This is a genomic window from Halosolutus amylolyticus, assembly GCF_023566055.1.
Taxonomy (GTDB): Archaea; Halobacteriota; Halobacteria; order Halobacteriales; family Natrialbaceae; genus Halosolutus; species Halosolutus amylolyticus.
The window spans coordinates 405438-422265 of sequence record NZ_JALIQP010000003.1; the positions used below are offsets into that span (position 1 = coordinate 405438).

The following is a 16828-nucleotide window of genomic DNA, read 5'->3' on the forward strand; positions in this document are numbered from 1 at the left end:
ACCATATAACTACGCGACTCCGATATAATGGCCATATAGTCAAGATTAAGGTCGGGTCGCGCCTACCGAGCGATATGGAAACGCGGAAAGTGCAACGGCTGGGTCCGTCGACGCTGGCGATGACCCTCCCTGCCGAGTGGGCCTCCGAACACGACGTCGAAAAAGGCGACGAGGTGTCGCTCCGTACCAGCGGCAAGGGCACACTGACGGTGATGCCCGAGTCCGCGAGTTCGGAGGAGACGGAGGCGATTATCCATTCGGACGACCTCGACGCCACCGCGGTCGAGCGCGCGATCGTCGCCCAGTACGTGCTCGGTCGCCGGGTCATCCGCATCGAGTGTGAAGACGGGGCGCTCGAGTCGGAGACGATCAACGCGGTCTACCAGGCCGAGACCCAGTTGATGGGGCTGGGCGTCATCGAGGAGACCCCCGAGAGCATCTCGATCCGATGTTCGGTCGATCCGGAGGACTTCACGCTCGACAACCTGCTCGAACGGCTCGAGCGAACCGGCCAGACGATGCGAAGCGAGGCGATCAAGGCCCTCGCCCACGGCAACCCGGATCTCGCACAGCGCGCGTTGAACCGCGAACGACAGGCCAACAAGATCTTCGTGCTCCTCCTGCGGCTGATCTTCACCGCCTACCAGAACCCGAACCTCGCCCGCGCGATCGGCCTGAACAGCGGCTTCCCGCTCATCGGCTACCGATCGATCGCGAAGAACCTGGAACTCACCGCCGACAACGCCGAAGACATCGCGGACATCGTGATCGAGACCCCGGGCCACAGCCTCAACATCGACAGTTCGGTGATGCGCGAGATCCGGGAACTCAACGACCTGGTCGACGAGATCACCTCGCGAGCGGTCGAGGCGGCCGTCGAACGCGATTACGACAAGTCCAACGAGGTCCGGGAACTGTTCCACGAGATCTCGAACCGGGAACAGGAGATCCTCTCGGAACTGCCGGAGATGTCCAACGAGGACCTGTTGCGCGTCCGCGAAGTGCTCGTCAGCCTCCAGCAGACCGCACAGTACGCGATGCGAAACGCGGAAATCTCGGCGAACCTCGCGCTGAACGAGGAGTCCGAGTACACGACGATCAACTGACCGATCGCGCTCGGCCGTCGCGACGACGGGGGATCGGTGTGCCGCCGTCGATCCTGGGCCGTCGGTTCCGGCCCCGGCCGGTCCGACGCGGGCCGGGAAATGGATGCAATTAAGAAACCCTGTCAGAAACTCCCGATCATGGCTACGCAATCGGAGACGACGACGGACAAGGGTGTCGGGCTGACACTCGCGCTCAGTGTGCTCGCGGTCATCGGGGCAGTGCTGATGATCGTCGGCGCGCCCGACATCGAGGCGGCCTGGGGGTTTGCCGCAGCCGTGCTCTTCAGTTCGCTCGCGGTCGTCGCGATTCACCTGTACTGGGACTAGTTCGCGCGAATCGTCGAACTGACGCTCGCGGTGTCGGTCGGGTCCGATCGGCAGGCGATCCCCACGCCCTGTGATTCGCTACCGGACCTCGAACCCGTTTTCGCGGCGCGGGTCGGCCGTTAAAAGTTAAGACTGGCGGCGACCTAGTACCCGGTGACGATGACCGACTACTCCGACGAAGAGCAGCGGATTCTCTCGTATCTCCGCGAGAGCGCCGCCCGCGGAGAGCAGTACTTCCGGGCGAAGAACATCGCGGAAGCGATCGGACTCTCGTCGAAGCAGGTAGGGGCGCGGCTGCCACACCTCGCGGAGAAATCGGACGAGGTCGACATCGAGAAGTGGGGCCGGGCCCGCTCGACGACCTGGCGCGTCACCATCAGCTGACCCGGCCGCTTGCGGAACGGTTCACGATCGGGGTTCCCGCCCGATCGGTTCCCGCCCGATCGACGCCGAGCGATCGGCCCATCCGGTCGGTCCACGGCCTTTTTATCGGTCACACTCCCAGGTAGTAGCATGACTGTACGGGTCGATCGCTCGTTCGAGGTGTCGGCGTCGCCCGAGCGGGTCTGGGAGTTCATTTCGGATCCGGAAAATCGCGCCCGGGCGATCAGCGTCGTCACCGATTACAGCGTCAGGGACGAGCAGGGCCACGAGGCGACGTGGCACGTCGAGTTACCGATCCCGCTCGTCCGGCGGACGGTCGCCGTGGACACGGAGGACGTCGTCCGCCGACCACCTGAGTACGTCGAATTCGTCGGTCGCTCCAAGGTAATGACCGTGACGGGCGAACACGAAATCGTCGACACCGACGGCGGCACCCGGCTCGACAACCGGTTCGTCGTCGACGGCAAACTCCCCGGCGTCGAGAAGTTCTTCAAACGTAACCTGGACGGCGAACTGGACAACCTGCGTCGCGCGCTCGAACGCGATCTCGAGACCCACCGATGACCGCCGATCCCACACCGTCGTCCGACGGCACGACCACGACGCTCGCGCTCGCACAGCTCGACATCGAACCCGGGCGGGTCGACGCCAACGTCGATCGCGCCCTCGACGCCGTCTCGCGGGCGGCGGCCCGCGGCGCGGACCTCGTCGCCCTGCCGGAACTGTTCAACGTCGGCTACTTCGCGTTCGATCGCTACGACCGGTACTCGGAGCCGTTCGAGGGGGAAACGTTCACCCGGCTCCGCGAGGCGGCCGCCGACCACGGGATCGCGGTCCTCGCCGGATCGATCGTCGAGGATCTCGCGGCCACCGAGTCCGTCGCCACGCCGGCCGACGCGGGGCTGGCGAACACCGCCGCGCTGTTCGACGCCGACGGGGAGCGTCGGCTCGTCTACCGGAAACACCACCTGTTCGGCTACGATTCGGCGGAGTCGGACCTGCTCGTCCCCGGCGAACGGATCGAGACCGCGTCGATCGGGCCGTTCACCGTCGGCGTGACGACCTGTTACGACCTGCGGTTCCCGGAACTCTACCGGCGGCTGGTCGACGCCGGTGCCGACCTCGTGCTCGTCCCCAGTGCGTGGCCGTACCCGCGTATCGAACACTGGCAGACCCTCTCCCGGGCCCGGGCGATCGAGAACCAGTGTTTCCTCGCGACGATCAACGGGAGCGGCGCGTTCGAGGACGCAACGCTGCTCGGCCGGTCGACCGTCTACGACCCCTGGGGCGTCCCGCTCGCCTCGAGCGGCGACGATCCGGCGCTCGTGCTCGCGGACGTCGATCCCGGCGCGGTCGCGTCGGTTCGCGAGGAGTTCCCGGCGCTTCGGGATCGGCGGCTTTGACGGGAGTCCCGACGCGTCGCGATCGGTTCCGTCGTCTCACGTCGAGGAACCGGCTGGTTTGCACCCGATCGCTGACTTTTTACGCCTCCCGTCCCTCGGCTACGGTGCCGGCATAGACGCTTTTCACGTCTCACCGGCATTGCGTCGCTCCGGCTCGTCGCACCGCTCGTTCCCGGGAACGAGCACGCCCGTCTCCTCGTCCACACCTTTCGCCACCCTCGTTTCCCATCTCCGCGCCCGTCCCGTTCCTATCGCCGCCGAGAGCCGTCGCCGTGCACCGATCGCTACCCTCGTCAGCGGGCAGATGGTTCCATGACGGGATCGGTGCGGCGGCGATCGATCGCCCACACGAGCACGGCACCGCAGCCGGCCACGAGGGCGGGCCAGCGATCGCTACTCAGGTAGAGTCCGCCGGCCGGCGGCCGGTAGTCGGTGAACGGCCAGAAAACGCCGTAGGCGACGCCGGTGGGCGTCAGGAGGAGGATATCGAGGAGGTGATGGGAGAGAGCACCGATCGCGAACAGCGCGATCGCCTGCTTGCGGTAGGCGGGAGCCACGAGGAGCGAGCCGAGTCCGGCGACGAGCACGGTGCCAGCCAGGGTGTGAAGCGGCGACCAGGAAAACGGTACGCCGAGCAGCCACGCGACCAGTCCGTCCGGGAGGAGCAGCTGGATCTTCACGAAGTCCGGCGACAGCGCCCCGACCATGACCAGCGTGACGTGGGCCGGGCGAAGCGACTCGTACCGGACGGACAGCAGCGTGCCGACGACGTAGCCGACCAGGACGTGGGTGAGCAGGTCAGGCACGACGCTCACCCCCGTCACCGCGAGCGGACTCCCGCGAAGCCTGCGGCGCGGCCGACTCGCCTCGCGGCACGAACGCGAGCGTCCCTCGATCGAAGCGCCAGTCCCGCAGACAGCGGCTGGCGACCCAGAGGCCACCCACGAGCGAGACGACGAGCATGTAGCGCGTCTCGGACGACGCCCGGGTCGTCGTGCGCTCGACGACGAGCGTCGAGTCGTCCTCGAGCGTGCCGAAGGCGGTCACCCGATCGCCCTCCGCGAGCGGGCCGTCGGCGTTCTGGAGCCGATCGTTCGCCCCGACGAGGGTGAAGCGCCCGTAGCCGCTGGCACGCGTCGCGATCACCACGGGATCGGTGTCGACGACGAAGCCGCCGAGGACGACCTGCTCCCCCACGTACGCCTCGGGCGTCGGCGTGACCTCGACCTCGTCCGGGTACTCGCTCGTCATCGGATCGCCGGGGGTCGCGCCCGCCCAGAGCAGGGCGCCGACCAGGAGCGTGCCGAGGACCACGGCCGCGAGGACGCGCCCGCGGTGGCCAGTCAGGCGAGGATGCATTCGGCTGCCGAAGAGATGGAGCGACGCGAAATGTCTTCCGTTCTGATCGTCGCGCCGGCGGCGAACCGCCGGTCACGAGACGGGCCGCGGCCGACGCGCGCACCGACCGCGAAGAACTATCCCGATCGTCGTGATAGCTCACCGGTGCCAGTCGGTGGCCACGCGCCACTCGGCACGCGGCCCCGAGGTGTTCCCCATGACAGTCATCGCCAGATTCGAGGTCATCCCCATCCACGACGGGAGCCTCTCCGACGAGATCGCACAGGCGATCGAGGCGCTCGACGAGTTCGACGTCTCGTACGAACTGACGGCGACGGACACGGTCGTCGAGGCCGAGTCGGTCGACGAGGTGTTCGACGCGGTCCGGGCGGCCCACAACGCGGTCGAGACCGATCGCACCATCACCTCGCTCGAGATCGACGATCACGAGAGTCAAACGCAGGAAGCCGCCGATCGCGTCGAGTCCGTCGCGAGCGTCCTCGGGCGCGACCCCCGGCGCGACCGGTGACCCGTCCGCCCGCGGGCGGCCGAGGGCCCCACGACGGCCGGTGACGACGATCCGAGCGCCACCGGAGCATCCGCCACCGTCCCGCTGCTATCGTGGCGCCGCGACAATCACTGTCCGGCGTCCGTCGAGTCGTACTCCGCGGCGTCGTACTCCGCGATTTCGGCCGACCCACAGACGGGACAGGTCCGTTCGGTGCGCTCGAGCGTCGTTCCGCAGTTCCGACACTCGTAGCTGACCGCGTCGTCGGTCGACAGCCACCGCCGGACTGCGGCGGTCAGGGACATACAGTCTGTTGTTCGCCCGACGACACAAAGCCGCTGTACTTTCACTCGCGTGGTGGGGAGTCCCGATCGGTCACCGGGCTCGTCGGACACGCCCGACCAGCCGGGCGCGTCGTACGGGTGTCTGACTGGGGTTTTTGGAACCCACCGTGGATGCGAGTGCTATGGACACCAACCGACGATCGGCCGGGGGCGACGCGGGCTCGCTGACGACCCGGCCCGCGGCGAACGCCCCGACGCTCGGGCGGCGCGTGAAAACGTGGCCGGCGTATCTCCTGGCCGCGTGCTGTCCGGGTGTCGGACACCTCTATTTCCGTCAGTGGGCGCGTGCACTCAGCTGGGCTGGACTGTACGGTGCCGCGCTGGTGTTTCTCAGCTCCGGCGTGCTCCTGGCCGAGGGCTCGATCGTCGAACCGATCGTCGTCACCGCCGTTCGACTCGAGGGGCTCTCGTTCGGCGACGTCGCCGTTCCGCTCGCGATCGTCGTCCTCAACGTGATCGATCTCGTCGCACTCGCCACGCTCGAGGCGCGATCGGGTGGGTACTGACGGTATCAGTGCTGTCGGCGGCCCGCCAGCACCGCCACCGCGAGCATCGCGACGGCTGGGAGTTCGTCATCACTAGCGTTCCCAGCATTTTCGGTGGCGACGCCAGTCACAGTGCCGCCAAGAACGATGAGGAATCAACAGGATACTATCAAAACTCAAGTTCTGATACGCATTATTCACGTATACCGGACTTTCGTGGCTCCTTGAACGTTGACGTCGACTCACCGTCCGATACCGAACGGGAGATGCAGTTTTTACGTTCCGCGATCGTACCATGTGGTATGCCAACACCACTCGAACGACTCCGCCGGCGCTACGAGACCACCGACAAGAAGTGTCCGGAGTGTGGATACGTCGACGAGGAGGGAAACTGGACGAGTCGAACGGACGGCCGACGGATCGTCTACCGGCACGTCTGCCCCAGTTGTGATGCGAGCCGGGAACACACCTTCACCCTCGGATGACGCCGCGACTGCGACCACGACGGCCGCGCGATCGCGAGCCGATCGCCGACGGGCCGGACCCATCCGCTCACACGTATTTATGGATCGGTTCCGAAACTCGGGACGATGACTGGTAGTGGCCAGTACAGCGTATTCGGTATCTACGTCACGGGACCGGTCCACGACGCACTCGCCGAGTCGGTCTACGAGGCGGCCGGCGTCGTCGACCTCGACGACTACTTCGACGGGACCGCCGGAGCCGTCCCGGCCGGTGATCCGGGTGCCGAGGCGACCGACGCGCTCCTCGGGAACGTCCTCGAGGCGTTCGCCGCGCTGTATGACGGCGCGGACTTCGCGGCGGCGGCCCGCGTCGATCCCGACGCGTTCGATCTCGTTCACCTCGCCGCGAGACCGGAGCGCGTCGCACGCGCTCGCGAACTGTTCCAGGCCGCCGCGACGATCCAGGACGCCGACCTGCGGACGGTCCAGACCGCGATCCTCGCCGCCCACCTCGAGGTCCCGATCGCGACCCCCGATCGGTGAGCCGGTTCCACTCCCGACGCGAGACCGTTCGCTGGCCGCCTGGGAGAATCGACGCCGCCCAGCCGCCAGAGTGATCGCGTCGCTCCGATCGGCCCCGCTCGAGCATACCAGCGAGGATATGTGGTGTTTCTGTACGGGTAGGCAGCATTCAACTACTTATTTATAGCCTTACGATGCACCGAACAGTCATGTCGTACGGACGTTCCGGTCGATACGAAATTCCCTCGGACGGAACGATCTCCGGCGCGCTCGTCGCGGCCCTGCTCGCCAGCCTGACGTTTGCCGAACTGATCGCTGCGACCGGACACCTCGAGGCCATCCCCGCACTGTACGGCCTCGAGGACAGCGTCAACAACTGGGGATTCGTCGTCGGGCACGGGTTCGTCGGTGCCGTGGCGTTCGCCGCAGGGCTCACGCGCGCCGCGAACCACCGGTCCGCACCGGCCCCGCTCGCGGCCGCGCTCCGCTCGCCGTTCCTCGGCGGCTGTTTCGGCGTCGCCTACGGCACCCTCTGCTGGCTCGTCGGCATCGCCCACGGCGTCCCGCTCTTGGTCCAGGTGACCGGCGGGACCATGGCGGTGCCGTGTCAGCACGGCGCGAGTCTGCTGGCGCTCGTCGGCTACGGCGCCGTCCTCGGTGCGTGGTATCCGCTGGTTCGGACGGCCGTCGACGACCGCGGCCGATCGCGTCGCTGGCGGTAACGCTCGCGAATCGAGTCACGAAGGACGGTCCAACCCGGGACACGATCGAAATCGGTGCGAACCCGGCCCAGCGTCCGATCTAGCAAGAACGCGATATCGCCCCCACTCAGTCTTCGCGCGTGATGATGTCGGCCGAGAGGCCCTGTGCCATCTCGATCTCCTTCGAGTTGTTCATTGTCCAGGCCGTGCGCTCGGTGACCGCTTCGATCGCTTCACGCGCGCTCGGGTAGCCGTTGCCCGATTTCTTGACGCCGCCGAACGGCAACTGGACCTCCGCGCCGATGCAGGGCAGGTTCGCGTACGCCAGCCCCAGGTCGGCCCGGTCGCGGAACCGGTTGATCTGGCGGTAGTCCTCCGAGATGATCGCGCCCGCCAGTCCGTACGGCGTGTCGTTGTGGATCTCGATCGCCCGATCGATGTCTCCCTCGTACTCGATCAGGGCGACGTGGGGGCCGAAACACTCCTCTTTGAGGCATCGCAGGTCGGGATCGTAGTCGATCTCGTAGACGAACGGGCCGACCCAGTGGCCCTCGCTGTGGCCGTCGGGAATCTCCGCGTCGTCGAGTTCGAACCGATCGACGAGGACCTCTCCGCCTTCCTGCTGGGCCAACTCGTTGTGTTTGCGGATCTTCTCGACGTGGTCGGCCTCGATCGCGGGCCCCATGAACGTGTCCTCCTCGAGGGGGTCGCCGACGGCGATCTTCTCGGCGACGTCGACGTACCGTTCTTTGAACTCGTCGTAGACGTCGGTGTGGACGATCAGCCGTTCGCTGGAGACGCAACGCTGGCCGGTCGTCTTGAAACTCGACATGATCGCCGAGTGAACCGCGATGTCGAGATCAGCCTCCTCTGTGACGACGATGCCGTTCTTGCCGCCCATCTCGCAGGCCGCGAGTTTGCCGGGTTCGCCGCCGACCTTGCCGGCGATCTCGTGGCCGACTTCGGCCGAACCGGTAAAGAGGACCGTATCCACGCGACCGTCGTCGGTGATGGCCGCGCCGGCGTCGCCGAAGCCCTGGACCATGTTGAACACGCCGTCCGGGATGCCGGCGTCCTCGAACATCTCGGCGATGATCTGGCCGCACCACGGGGTCTGCTCGGCGGGTTTCCAGACGACCGTGTTCCCCTCGACCAGCGCGATCGCCATGTGCCAGAACGGGATCGCGACCGGGAAGTTCCACGGCGTGATGCAGCCGACGACGCCGCGGGGTTTGCGCCGCATGTAGGCGTCCTTCGCGCCGACCTCGCTCGGCACGACGTCGCCGTGGGGATGGCGGGCGTTGCCCGCCGCCCACTCGACCATGTGCCAGGCCTCGGTCACGTCGGCTTTCCCCTCCGAGATCTCCTTGCCACACTCCTTCGTGACGATCGCGCCCAGTTCCTCGTGGCGATCGCGCAGTTCGTGGTAGATGTCCCAGAGGTACTCCGCGCGATCGATGTAGGAGAGGTCGCGCCACTCCTCGAAGGCGTCCTCGGCGGCCGCGAGCGCGGCGTCGACGTCGTCGGTCGTCCCGCGCCGGAACGTCGCCAGCGTCTCGCCCGTGGCCGGGTTCTCGCTGTCGAACGTGTCGGCACCGTCGCCGTCTGTCCAGTCCCCGCCGATGTAGTGGCCGTGCACCTGCTCGGTAGCGTGCTGACTCATACTCGAATTACCAACGAGCGACGTGAAAATATTGATGGTGAATCTCCGCCGTTCCCGCGCTCGAAACCGATCACTGTGTCCGAATTACTTGCGGTAGTGAACATATATCCACTCCCTCGCACAGCACCTTCCGATCGTGTACGCCTGGAGGCCTTGCCGAACGCTTGCCAGCCCCGGCACTCCGGAGTCGGTGTCGTTCGCGATCGTATCGATCACCGGATCGTCGACTCAGTTCGCGCCGAGATCCGCGGCCTTCTCGACTTCGCTGCGGAGCGTCGTCGAATCGAACTCGTGGTCGGGACGCAACCGGACGAAATCGATGAACCGGCGCGCCCGGAGCAGGGTCTCCGGGTCGTAGGCCGTCGTCGCCGCGTCGACGGCCGCGCGAGCGCCGATGCGGGGTTCGAGGACGGCGAGCGCGCAGGCGAGGTCGTAGGCGGTCGTCTCGGCGACCCGGTCCTCGTGGACGTTGGTCGCGTCGATGAAGTAGAGATCGTCGCCGCAGAGGAGGATGTTCTCGGCCCGGAGGTCGCCGTGGGCAAGCCCGTGATCGTGGAGCTGGGCGAGCATGGCGAACAGGTCCGGCGCCCGGGCCGCGACGACGCTGTCCGCGACGTCTTCGAGCGACTCGAACGCCGGGAGGTACTCCAGGACGAGGACGCCGAGGCCGTTGACCTCGAACGCCTCGATCGGGCGGGGTGCGTTGACGCCGATCTCGCGCATCCGTTCGGTCGCCACGTACTCGTGTTCGACCATCTGGCGTGGCGTGTCGAACCGGCCGAAGAAGCCGCCCGTGCCCGACGTGAACGCGCCGACGTTCCGGCCGGTCGTCAGGACGGCGTGGACGAGCGCGTTCTGCCGGGAGACGATCTTGACGAACCACTCGTCGTCGATGACACACGGCGTCGAGAGCCAGTTGTCCGCGTCGAGAAACTCGACGCGGACGGTCTCGCGGTCGTGACGGTCCGCCAGCGTCCGGACGACGCGCTCGATGCGATCCCACTCGACGCTGCCTCGAGCGAGCTGGCGGATGTCCATACCGGAGACAGGGCGTTCGAGGTTAAATGCCTCCCGAAGTGTCGCGTCGAAGATAGTACGTTGGCCGCCCGGACCGGCCTCTCTCCCGGTACCGGGAGCGATCGGCGACGTCGGCCCGGAATCGGTCGGCCCGCAGAACAGTATTATTTTCACCTCCGAAAACTATTGTCGATCTAACATGGACGCTGTCGACGACCTCAGTGACGCGATCGACGCGACGCGAAACCGGCTGACGCCGTTCGATGCGGGAACGTGGCTCAAACTCTCGATCATCGTACTGTTCGTCGTCGGGTTCAGTGCGGGCGGGCCGACGTTTCCGGGCGGCGACGCCGGGTCGTTCGCCGAAAGTCCCGATACCGGGCCCGGACCCGATCCCACCGTCGACGATCTCCCGGAGGACTTCTTCCTCTACCTGGCGATCGCGGCCGGGATCTTGCTGACGCTCTGGTTGCTGTTCGCGTTCGTCAGCGCAGTCATGGAGTTCGCCTTCATCGAGTCGCTCCGGTCGACGGAGGTCCACGTCCGGCAGTACGCGCGCCGGAACGTCGGCCGTGGTGCCCGGTTGTTCGTCTTCCGTGCGCTCCTCTCACTCCTCGCGGCGGCGATCGTGCTCGGGCCGATCGCGTACGTAGTCCTGGTTCGGGGGCCGGACGCCCTCCTCGCCGGCTGGGTTATCGCGATCGTCCTGCTCGCGTTCCTGGTCTACGGCCTCTACGCGATCGTGATGCGCTTTACCTCCGAGTTCGTCGCCCCGATCATGCTGCTCGAGGATCGCGGCGTCCTCGGCGGGTGGCGGCGCTTCTGGGGGACGTTCGCGGCGAACTGGACCGAGTACGTCGTCTACCTGTTGCTCGCCTGGATCATCCTCGCCGTGGTCCAGATCGCCATGGGCTTCCTGTTGCTCTTTGGCGGCCTGTTGCTCGCGATTCCTTTCGTCGTCCTCTTTCTCCTGGCGTTCGCGCTGGGGGACGTCGGGGTCTTCCTTGCGATCCCCATCGGTATCGTCGCCGTCGTCGTCTACGCCCTGTTCTACGGACTCATCTGGATGCCCGTACGCTCGTACTTCCAGTACTACGCACTGCTCTTGCTCGGCGACACGAACGCCGAACTCGACCTGATTCCCGACCAGCGCGCCGCGATCCGATCGGACGGCGGCGAACCCGCCGGCTCCGCTCCCGACGACGAGGCTCACCCCGACGGGCGCTGGGGGACCGACGACCGGGACGAGTCGGGCGCGTGGGACCGCGATCCCGACGCCGACGATCGCGAGGACTCGACCGACGACTCGTGGTCCGACGGGACCGACGATCCATGGGGCGATCGGAACGACAGCGACCCCTGGGACGACGAGTCGGACGACCGGGACGACGATCGCGGCTGGTAACGCGTCCGATCGAGGGCGGGCCGAGAGAGTTCGCGATCGTCCGATTGCCGGCAGGCGGGTAACCCGCCGGTCGCTGGCGGGCGAGTGACTCGTCCGATCGACGGCGGGCGGGGAGATTGCGCGATCGTCGGCGGGAGCGACGTTCGTTTCGTCACGGACACACGTCGGTGCGTTTAACCTCCACCCCGGCAAGTATTGCGTATGGACTTCGACCTGCCCGACGAGCATCGGATGGTCCGCGAGACAGTCAGGGACTTCTGTCAGGAGGAGATCGAACCGATCGCCCAGGAGATCGAGGACGAGCACCGGTTCCCCGCGGAGATCTTCGACCAGCTCGCCGACCTGGACATGATGGGCGTGCCGATCGACGAGGAGTACGGCGGCCTCGGCGGCGATACCCTCATGTACGCGCTCGTGGCCGAAGAGATCGGCCGCGTCTCCGGCTCGATCGGGCTCTCCTACGTCGCGCACACGTCGCTCGCGTCGAAGCCGATCGAACTCTTCGGCACGCCGGAACAGAAAGACCGCTGGCTCCGCCCGCTCGCGGAGGGCGAGTACCTCGGCGGCTGGGCGCTGACGGAACCGAGTAGCGGCTCCGACGCCTCGGACATGGACACGATGGCGCGGAAAGAGGGCGACGAGTGGGTCATCAACGGGACGAAGCAGTTCATCACGAACGCCTCGGAGGCTGGCTCCGTCCTCGTCAAGGCCGTCACCGACCCCGACGCGGGGTACGACGGCATCTCGACGTTCATCGTCGACCCCGAGGAAGACGACGGCTTCGAGGTGACGACGATCTGGGACAAGATGGGCCTGAACGCCTCGCCAACCTGCGAGATCCAGCTCGACGACGTCCGGCTGCCGGAGGATCGCCTGCTCGGCGAGGAGGGCGACGGCTGGGACCAGACGAAAAAGACCCTCGACGGGGGTCGGATCTCGATCGCCGCGCTCTCGACGGGCCTGGCCCAGGGCGCGTACGAACACGCGAAAGCCTACAGCAAAGAGCGCGAGCAGTTCGGCCAGCCGATCGCGGAGTTCGACGCGATCCGCGACAAGGTCGTCGACATGCACCGCAAGACCGAGCGAGCGCGCCTGCTCACGCACAAGGCGGCGAAACGGTACGACGAGGGCCAGTCGGTCACCCAGGAGTCGGCACTGGCGAAACTCGACGCCAGCGAGGCGGCTCGCGAGGTCGCCGAGGACGCCGTCCAGGTGCTCGGCGGCTACGGCTACACCACCGACTTCGCTCCACAGCGGTTCTACCGCGACGCCAAACTGATGGAGATCGGCGAGGGAACCAGCGAGATCCAGCACCTCGTCATCGGCCGCGAACTCGGCCTCTAGCGGCTGGTTCTCGTCATCGGTGTGGGCCGGGGAAACCGGGTTACTGGGGACGGAACGGACCGAACAGGACCGACAGCAGCGACGGGAACTGCTGCCGTCGCCGCCGTCGTCGGTACGCACGGGTCAGGTGAACGACGAGGACGTAGCCCAGGACGGAGAGACAGACGGCGACCAGCAGGTTCCCTAGGAGCAACTGCTGGACGGCGATGCCGGCCGTTTCTGCGGCGGTCTCGCCCGATCGGATCGATCGCGACCCGAGGAGGACGCCGCCGATCTGGAAGCTCGCGACGTAGACGGCCGGTTTGACGAACGGATTGAGCACGGCGACGCTGGCGAAGATCGCGGGTTTGCTGATCCACGACCACAGCGCGGCGAAGACGAAAAAGAGGCCGACGCCCAGCCCGCCCGTGGGAAGCGACGTGATGAAGACCCCGATCCCGAAGCTCACGCCGACCTGGTGAGGTGTGTGTTCCTCCCGGAACGCATCCATCAGCGCTCGGCGGGCTCGATCGCGATACCGGGCTAGCCGCTCACGGATCACTCGGTCGTTGGGTATCCGCCGACCAGCAAAAAGATATCGTCCTCGGATCGACACGTCCCGCGTAGCGACCCCTGACTACGGGAAGCGGCCCGGACTACGGGAAGCTGCCGGCTTCCTCGTAGGCGTCGGCGACGCGCTGGATGGCAACGACGTAGGCGGCGGTCCGCGGATTGTCGATGTCGTGTTCCTCGATCGTCTCGACGAGCGCGTCGAAGGCGTCGACGATGTGGCCTTCGAGTTCGTCGTTGACCTTCTCCTCGGACCAGTAGAACCGCTGGCGGTTCTGGACCCACTCGAAGTAGCTCACGGTGACGCCGCCGGCGTTGGCGAGGATGTCCGGGATCACGAAGACGTCCTCGTCCTCGAGGACGGCGTCGGCCTCGGGCGTCAGCGGTCCGTTCGCGGCTTCCGAGATGACGTCAGCCGACACGTCTTCGGCGAGGTCGCCGTCGATCGCGTTCTCGAGCGCGGCGGGGATCAGCAGATCGACGTCCATCGTGAGGACGTCCTCGTTGGTAACCTCCTCGTCGGCGTCGTGGAAGCCGACGACGCTGCCCGTCTCGTTCTTGTGCTCTTTCGCGGCGACGGGATCGAAGCCGTCGGGGTTGTAGATGCCGCCGCTGGAGTCGCTCGCGGCGACGACGGTCGCCCCCATCTCGTCGATCAGTTTCGCGGCGATCCAGCCGGCGTTCCCGTAGCCCTGCACGGCGACGGTCGCGCCCTCGAGGTCCTTGTCCAGGTAGTCGAACGCCTCGCGGGCGGCGATGACCGTCGATCGGCCGGTCGCCTCGACGCGACCCTCGCTTCCGCCGCTGGCGAGGTTTTTGCCCGTGATGACGCCGGGTTCGGTGGTGTTCTCCAGGGTCTCGTAGGTGTCCTTGATCCAGTTCATCTCCCGCTGGCCCGTGTTCACGTCAGGCGCGGGAACGTCGCGGTCCTCGCCGATCAGCGGGCGGAGTTCCTTCGCGAACGCGCGGGTGATGCGCTCGAGTTCGTCGGCGGAGTAGTCGACGGGGTCGATGATGATTCCCCCTTTGCCCCCGCCCAGCGGGATGTCGACGATCGCAGTCTTGTAGGTCATCCAGCCCGAGAGGGCCTTGACCTCGTCGCGGGACACCTGCGGGTGGTAACGGATGCCGCCCTTGTACGGTCCGCGATCGCCGTTGAACTGCGATCGGAACGCCTTGAACCGCGCGAGGTCGCCGTCGTCGCGCTCGACGGAGAGGTTGGTCTCGAGCACGCGCTCGGGGTGTTTGAGCCGCTCGATCACGTCGTCGCCGATGTCGAGGTAGGCCGCAGCCTCGTCGATCTGTGACTGCAGACTTTCGAACGGATTTGCTTCTCCTGCCATTGGCTGTAGCTTCCGAGGAAACCAAAATAAACGTGACGAATGCCCCTCATAGGGCATAAGTCCCAATATAAGGTATTCTGATACCATTATATATAGTGGGATTGTCACGCTCGCATCGGCTGGCAGGAATCGGAGACCGGCCGGCCTCGTCCGTCGGCACGTCACTCCCACTCGTCCGTCGGCATGTCACTCTCACTCGTCCGGCAGCACGTCACTCCCACTCGTCCGTTGGCACGTCACTCCCACTCGTCCGTCGGCATGTCACTCTCACTTGTCCGGCAGCACGTCACTCCCACTCGCCCGCCGCCGCGGCGCGATCGCGGATCCGTTCGGCCTGGGCGATCAGCGGGGCGTCGATCATCTCGCCGTCGACCTCGAAGACGCCCCGGCCCTCGGCATCGGCCTCCCGCTTCGCCGCGAGGACGGCCTCGGCCCACTCGATCTCGTCCTCGTCGGGGGTGTAAGCCGAGTTGATCGGACCGACCTGTGCGGGATGGATCGCCAGTTTGCCGTCGTACCCCAGCTGGATCGATCGCTCGGTGTCCTCGCGCAACTGTTCTTCGTCGCCGAAGTCGGTGACGAGCGTGTCGATCGCGTCGCAGCCGTGTGCCGCGGCCGCGACGACGACGCGCTCGCGTGCGTAGAGGACTTCCGTCCCCTCGGGGGTTCGCGTCGCGCCGACGTCCGCCGAGAGGTCCTCGGCACCGAAGACCAGCGCGTCCGTGGCGGGTTCGGCCGCGATCGCCGGTGCGTCGAGGACGCCGCGGGCGCTCTCAATCAGCGCCAGTACCGGAACCGCGGCGTCACGAGCCTCGAGTTCGTCGGCGAGGTGTCGAACGTCGTCGTCGCGTCCGACTTTCGGGAGCATCACGCTGTCGAGACGGACCGCGTCGGATCCCGCGAGCACGGCGTCGAGATCGGCCGCGATCGCGGCCGGAGTCGCGTTGACGCGCACGCAGACCTCGGGGTCGGGATCGAAGTCGGGATCCGTCAGGACCTCGCGAACGGCCTCGCGAGCCTCGTCCTTGCGCGCCGGGGCGACGGCGTCCTCCAGGTCGAACACGATCACGTCGGCCCCTGCTTCGGGTGCCTTCCGGAGCATCTCGGGCCGATCGCCGGGCGTGAACATGACACTTCTGCGGATCATACGTGGTCTCCGCAATCCACGACCAAAGAAATACGCGTCTCGGGTGGGGGCGCGATCGAAGAGATGGGCGTGTCTCGGCAGGTGGGGAGCCCTGGTGGGAGAGGGGTCTCGGCAGGTGGGGGAGCCCTGGTGGAAGAGGGGTCTCGGCAGGGGGCTTGTTGGCGAAGGGACGACGGACTCCCCTCGTTCAGAGTGAAAAGGCGTGTGATGGTGTCGGGTCCTGAGACGGGGTGGTGGTTCTCGGGTGACACCCCCGTGGTTCAGAGTGAAAGGCAGTCCGACAGTGAACCCGTTCTCCCGGCATACCATCGGGGTACTACATCCTCCGAATTCAGGACCGTATCCCCTGACGACAGGACTGGTTTTCACTCTGAACGAGGGGTGCCCAGAGAGGGAGCAAGCGATAGTCGACCGGTCGAAGACAGTGGATCGATCGGTCGCCCCCACCCCACGTTCAGAGTGAAAGTGGGCCGGTGACGAAGCCGTGATGCGCGGCGAGACCTTCTGCCGCTCCACGACGAGAAGCCCAGTTGTCGTCGGCAAACGGGGCAGAGTATCAGGATAGTAAAACGGCAGAGTATCAGGATATTATTTCCTTTACCATAAGATATAATACTAGTATACTAGGCAGATACCGGTCAGGTTACGGCGGAGCGGAGGAGGCAGCGGAATCTGGAAACGCGTCGATCGCGACGGCGTCGATCGCGTCCCCTGAGCCGGTCACCGGACGGACTCCCTCTCTCACGAGTCGTTCGATATCTCTTGCGAGTCGTTCGAC

General features: G+C 66.4%; 20 protein-coding genes. 12 read left to right on the forward strand and 8 right to left on the reverse strand.

What is annotated here, in order from left to right:
- Positions 1-74: 74 nt before the first annotated feature.
- The 5 genes from MUN73_RS14465 to MUN73_RS14485 all read left to right on the forward strand — a co-directional run bounded on the left by MUN73_RS14465 (position 75) and on the right by MUN73_RS14485 (position 3220).
- Entirely contained in the window at positions 75-1106 is a 1032-nt protein-coding gene (locus MUN73_RS14465; RefSeq protein WP_250141202.1) for a phosphate uptake regulator PhoU, read from the forward strand.
- A 138-nt stretch (positions 1107-1244) separates the two neighbouring features.
- On the forward strand, positions 1245-1433 hold the full coding sequence (locus MUN73_RS14470) for a DUF7525 family protein (RefSeq protein ID WP_250141203.1): 189 nt from the start codon (positions 1245-1247) through the stop codon (positions 1431-1433).
- Between the two features lie 159 nt (positions 1434-1592).
- Positions 1593-1817, forward strand: a complete 225-nt coding sequence (locus tag MUN73_RS14475; protein ID WP_250141204.1) for a DUF7123 family protein — start codon at positions 1593-1595, stop codon at positions 1815-1817.
- Between the two features lie 129 nt (positions 1818-1946).
- On the forward strand, positions 1947-2381 hold the full coding sequence (locus MUN73_RS14480) for an SRPBCC family protein (RefSeq protein WP_250141205.1): 435 nt from the start codon (positions 1947-1949) through the stop codon (positions 2379-2381).
- On the forward strand, positions 2378-3220 hold the full coding sequence (locus MUN73_RS14485) for a carbon-nitrogen family hydrolase (RefSeq protein WP_250141206.1): 843 nt from the start codon (positions 2378-2380) through the stop codon (positions 3218-3220). Before MUN73_RS14480 ends, MUN73_RS14485 begins: the two co-directional genes overlap by 4 nt.
- Positions 3221-3513: 293 nt before the next feature.
- Here MUN73_RS14485 and MUN73_RS14490 read toward each other — a convergent pair whose 3' ends face one another.
- Both MUN73_RS14490 and MUN73_RS14495 read right to left on the reverse strand, forming a co-directional pair.
- Positions 3514-4026: a metal-dependent hydrolase gene (locus MUN73_RS14490; RefSeq protein ID WP_250141359.1), complete on the reverse strand. Its 513-nt coding sequence runs from the start codon at positions 4024-4026 to the stop codon at positions 3514-3516.
- Positions 4019-4579: an OB-like fold-containing membrane protein gene (locus MUN73_RS14495; RefSeq protein WP_250141207.1), complete on the reverse strand. Its 561-nt coding sequence runs from the start codon at positions 4577-4579 to the stop codon at positions 4019-4021. The genes MUN73_RS14490 and MUN73_RS14495 overlap by 8 nt, the downstream gene beginning before the upstream one ends.
- Before the next feature lie 196 nt (positions 4580-4775).
- On the opposite strand from MUN73_RS14495, the gene MUN73_RS14500 reads away from it, so the two are divergent.
- Entirely contained in the window at positions 4776-5087 is a 312-nt protein-coding gene (locus MUN73_RS14500) for a thiamine-binding protein (protein ID WP_250141208.1), read from the forward strand.
- A 107-nt stretch (positions 5088-5194) separates the two neighbouring features.
- Here the strand turns inward: MUN73_RS14500 and MUN73_RS14505 are convergent, their stop codons facing one another.
- The gene (locus MUN73_RS14505; RefSeq protein WP_250141209.1) at positions 5195-5371 is read right to left on the reverse strand and encodes a glycyl radical enzyme family protein; all 177 of its coding nucleotides are present in this window, start codon (positions 5369-5371) and stop codon (positions 5195-5197) included.
- Positions 5372-5532: 161 nt separating this feature from the next.
- On the opposite strand from MUN73_RS14505, the gene MUN73_RS14510 reads away from it, so the two are divergent.
- The 4 genes from MUN73_RS14510 (at position 5533) to MUN73_RS14525 (ending at position 7603) form a co-directional block, all read left to right on the forward strand.
- Complete coding sequence (locus MUN73_RS14510; protein ID WP_250141210.1) at positions 5533-5916, forward strand: hypothetical protein; 384 nt, start codon at positions 5533-5535, stop codon at positions 5914-5916.
- Positions 5917-6197: 281 nt separating this feature from the next.
- On the forward strand, positions 6198-6380 hold the full coding sequence (locus MUN73_RS14515; RefSeq protein ID WP_250141211.1) for an HVO_0649 family zinc finger protein: 183 nt from the start codon (positions 6198-6200) through the stop codon (positions 6378-6380).
- A 105-nt stretch (positions 6381-6485) separates the two neighbouring features.
- Positions 6486-6902 carry a hypothetical protein gene (locus tag MUN73_RS14520; RefSeq protein WP_250141212.1) on the forward strand — a complete coding sequence of 139 codons (417 nt, stop codon included), beginning with the start codon at positions 6486-6488 and terminating at the stop codon, positions 6900-6902.
- Between the two features lie 188 nt (positions 6903-7090).
- Positions 7091-7603, forward strand: a complete 513-nt coding sequence (locus MUN73_RS14525) for a hypothetical protein (protein WP_250141213.1) — start codon at positions 7091-7093, stop codon at positions 7601-7603.
- A 106-nt stretch (positions 7604-7709) separates the two neighbouring features.
- On the opposite strand, the gene MUN73_RS14530 is transcribed toward MUN73_RS14525, so the two are convergent.
- Together MUN73_RS14530 and MUN73_RS14535 are read right to left on the reverse strand one after the other, a co-directional pair.
- A complete protein-coding gene (locus MUN73_RS14530; protein ID WP_250141214.1) occupies positions 7710-9245 on the reverse strand; it encodes an aldehyde dehydrogenase family protein in 1536 nt (511 codons plus the stop codon).
- Between the two features lie 228 nt (positions 9246-9473).
- A complete protein-coding gene (locus tag MUN73_RS14535; protein ID WP_250141215.1) occupies positions 9474-10283 on the reverse strand; it encodes an RIO1 family regulatory kinase/ATPase domain-containing protein in 810 nt (269 codons plus the stop codon).
- Positions 10284-10461: 178 nt separating this feature from the next.
- Between MUN73_RS14535 and MUN73_RS14540 the strand changes: the two genes are divergently transcribed.
- Positions 10462-11667, forward strand: a complete 1206-nt coding sequence (locus MUN73_RS14540; protein ID WP_250141216.1) for a DUF7544 domain-containing protein — start codon at positions 10462-10464, stop codon at positions 11665-11667.
- 201 nt (positions 11668-11868) lie between these two features.
- Complete coding sequence (locus MUN73_RS14545) at positions 11869-13011, forward strand: acyl-CoA dehydrogenase family protein (RefSeq protein WP_250141217.1); 1143 nt, start codon at positions 11869-11871, stop codon at positions 13009-13011.
- 40 nt (positions 13012-13051) lie between these two features.
- On the opposite strand, the gene MUN73_RS14550 is transcribed toward MUN73_RS14545, so the two are convergent.
- From MUN73_RS14550 to MUN73_RS14560, 3 genes are all read right to left on the reverse strand, one after another.
- Positions 13052-13552, reverse strand: a complete 501-nt coding sequence (locus MUN73_RS14550; RefSeq protein ID WP_250141218.1) for a DUF2062 domain-containing protein — start codon at positions 13550-13552, stop codon at positions 13052-13054.
- Positions 13553-13646: 94 nt separating this feature from the next.
- Entirely contained in the window at positions 13647-14903 is a 1257-nt protein-coding gene (locus MUN73_RS14555; RefSeq protein ID WP_250141219.1) for a Glu/Leu/Phe/Val family dehydrogenase, read from the reverse strand.
- Positions 14904-15189: 286 nt separating this feature from the next.
- A complete protein-coding gene (locus MUN73_RS14560) occupies positions 15190-16050 on the reverse strand; it encodes an HpcH/HpaI aldolase/citrate lyase family protein (RefSeq protein WP_250141220.1) in 861 nt (286 codons plus the stop codon).
- Between the last annotated feature and the right edge of the window lie 778 nt (positions 16051-16828).

What these genes read in the sequence shown, in the direction of transcription:
- MUN73_RS14535 (WP_250141215.1), bottom strand. Translation starts at nt 10,283, where the DNA reads ATGGACATCCGCCAGCTCGCTCGAGGCAGCGTCGAGTGGGATCGCATC.
- MUN73_RS14545 (WP_250141217.1), top strand. Translation starts at nt 11,869, where the DNA reads ATGGACTTCGACCTGCCCGACGAGCATCGGATGGTCCGCGAGACAGTC.
- MUN73_RS14520 (WP_250141212.1), top strand. Translation starts at nt 6,486, where the DNA reads ATGACTGGTAGTGGCCAGTACAGCGTATTCGGTATCTACGTCACGGGA.
- MUN73_RS14515 (WP_250141211.1), top strand. Translation starts at nt 6,198, where the DNA reads ATGCCAACACCACTCGAACGACTCCGCCGGCGCTACGAGACCACCGAC.
- MUN73_RS14525 (WP_250141213.1), top strand. Translation starts at nt 7,091, where the DNA reads ATGTCGTACGGACGTTCCGGTCGATACGAAATTCCCTCGGACGGAACG.
- MUN73_RS14510 (WP_250141210.1), top strand. Translation starts at nt 5,533, where the DNA reads ATGGACACCAACCGACGATCGGCCGGGGGCGACGCGGGCTCGCTGACG.
- MUN73_RS14530 (WP_250141214.1), bottom strand. Translation starts at nt 9,245, where the DNA reads ATGAGTCAGCACGCTACCGAGCAGGTGCACGGCCACTACATCGGCGGG.
- MUN73_RS14560 (WP_250141220.1), bottom strand. Translation starts at nt 16,050, where the DNA reads ATGATCCGCAGAAGTGTCATGTTCACGCCCGGCGATCGGCCCGAGATG.
- MUN73_RS14470 (WP_250141203.1), top strand. Translation starts at nt 1,245, where the DNA reads ATGGCTACGCAATCGGAGACGACGACGGACAAGGGTGTCGGGCTGACA.
- MUN73_RS14485 (WP_250141206.1), top strand. Translation starts at nt 2,378, where the DNA reads ATGACCGCCGATCCCACACCGTCGTCCGACGGCACGACCACGACGCTC.
- MUN73_RS14465 (WP_250141202.1), top strand. Translation starts at nt 75, where the DNA reads ATGGAAACGCGGAAAGTGCAACGGCTGGGTCCGTCGACGCTGGCGATG.
- MUN73_RS14475 (WP_250141204.1), top strand. Translation starts at nt 1,593, where the DNA reads ATGACCGACTACTCCGACGAAGAGCAGCGGATTCTCTCGTATCTCCGC.
- MUN73_RS14505 (WP_250141209.1), bottom strand. Translation starts at nt 5,371, where the DNA reads ATGTCCCTGACCGCCGCAGTCCGGCGGTGGCTGTCGACCGACGACGCG.
- MUN73_RS14555 (WP_250141219.1), bottom strand. Translation starts at nt 14,903, where the DNA reads ATGGCAGGAGAAGCAAATCCGTTCGAAAGTCTGCAGTCACAGATCGAC.
- MUN73_RS14495 (WP_250141207.1), bottom strand. Translation starts at nt 4,579, where the DNA reads ATGCATCCTCGCCTGACTGGCCACCGCGGGCGCGTCCTCGCGGCCGTG.
- MUN73_RS14540 (WP_250141216.1), top strand. Translation starts at nt 10,462, where the DNA reads ATGGACGCTGTCGACGACCTCAGTGACGCGATCGACGCGACGCGAAAC.
- MUN73_RS14500 (WP_250141208.1), top strand. Translation starts at nt 4,776, where the DNA reads ATGACAGTCATCGCCAGATTCGAGGTCATCCCCATCCACGACGGGAGC.
- MUN73_RS14480 (WP_250141205.1), top strand. Translation starts at nt 1,947, where the DNA reads ATGACTGTACGGGTCGATCGCTCGTTCGAGGTGTCGGCGTCGCCCGAG.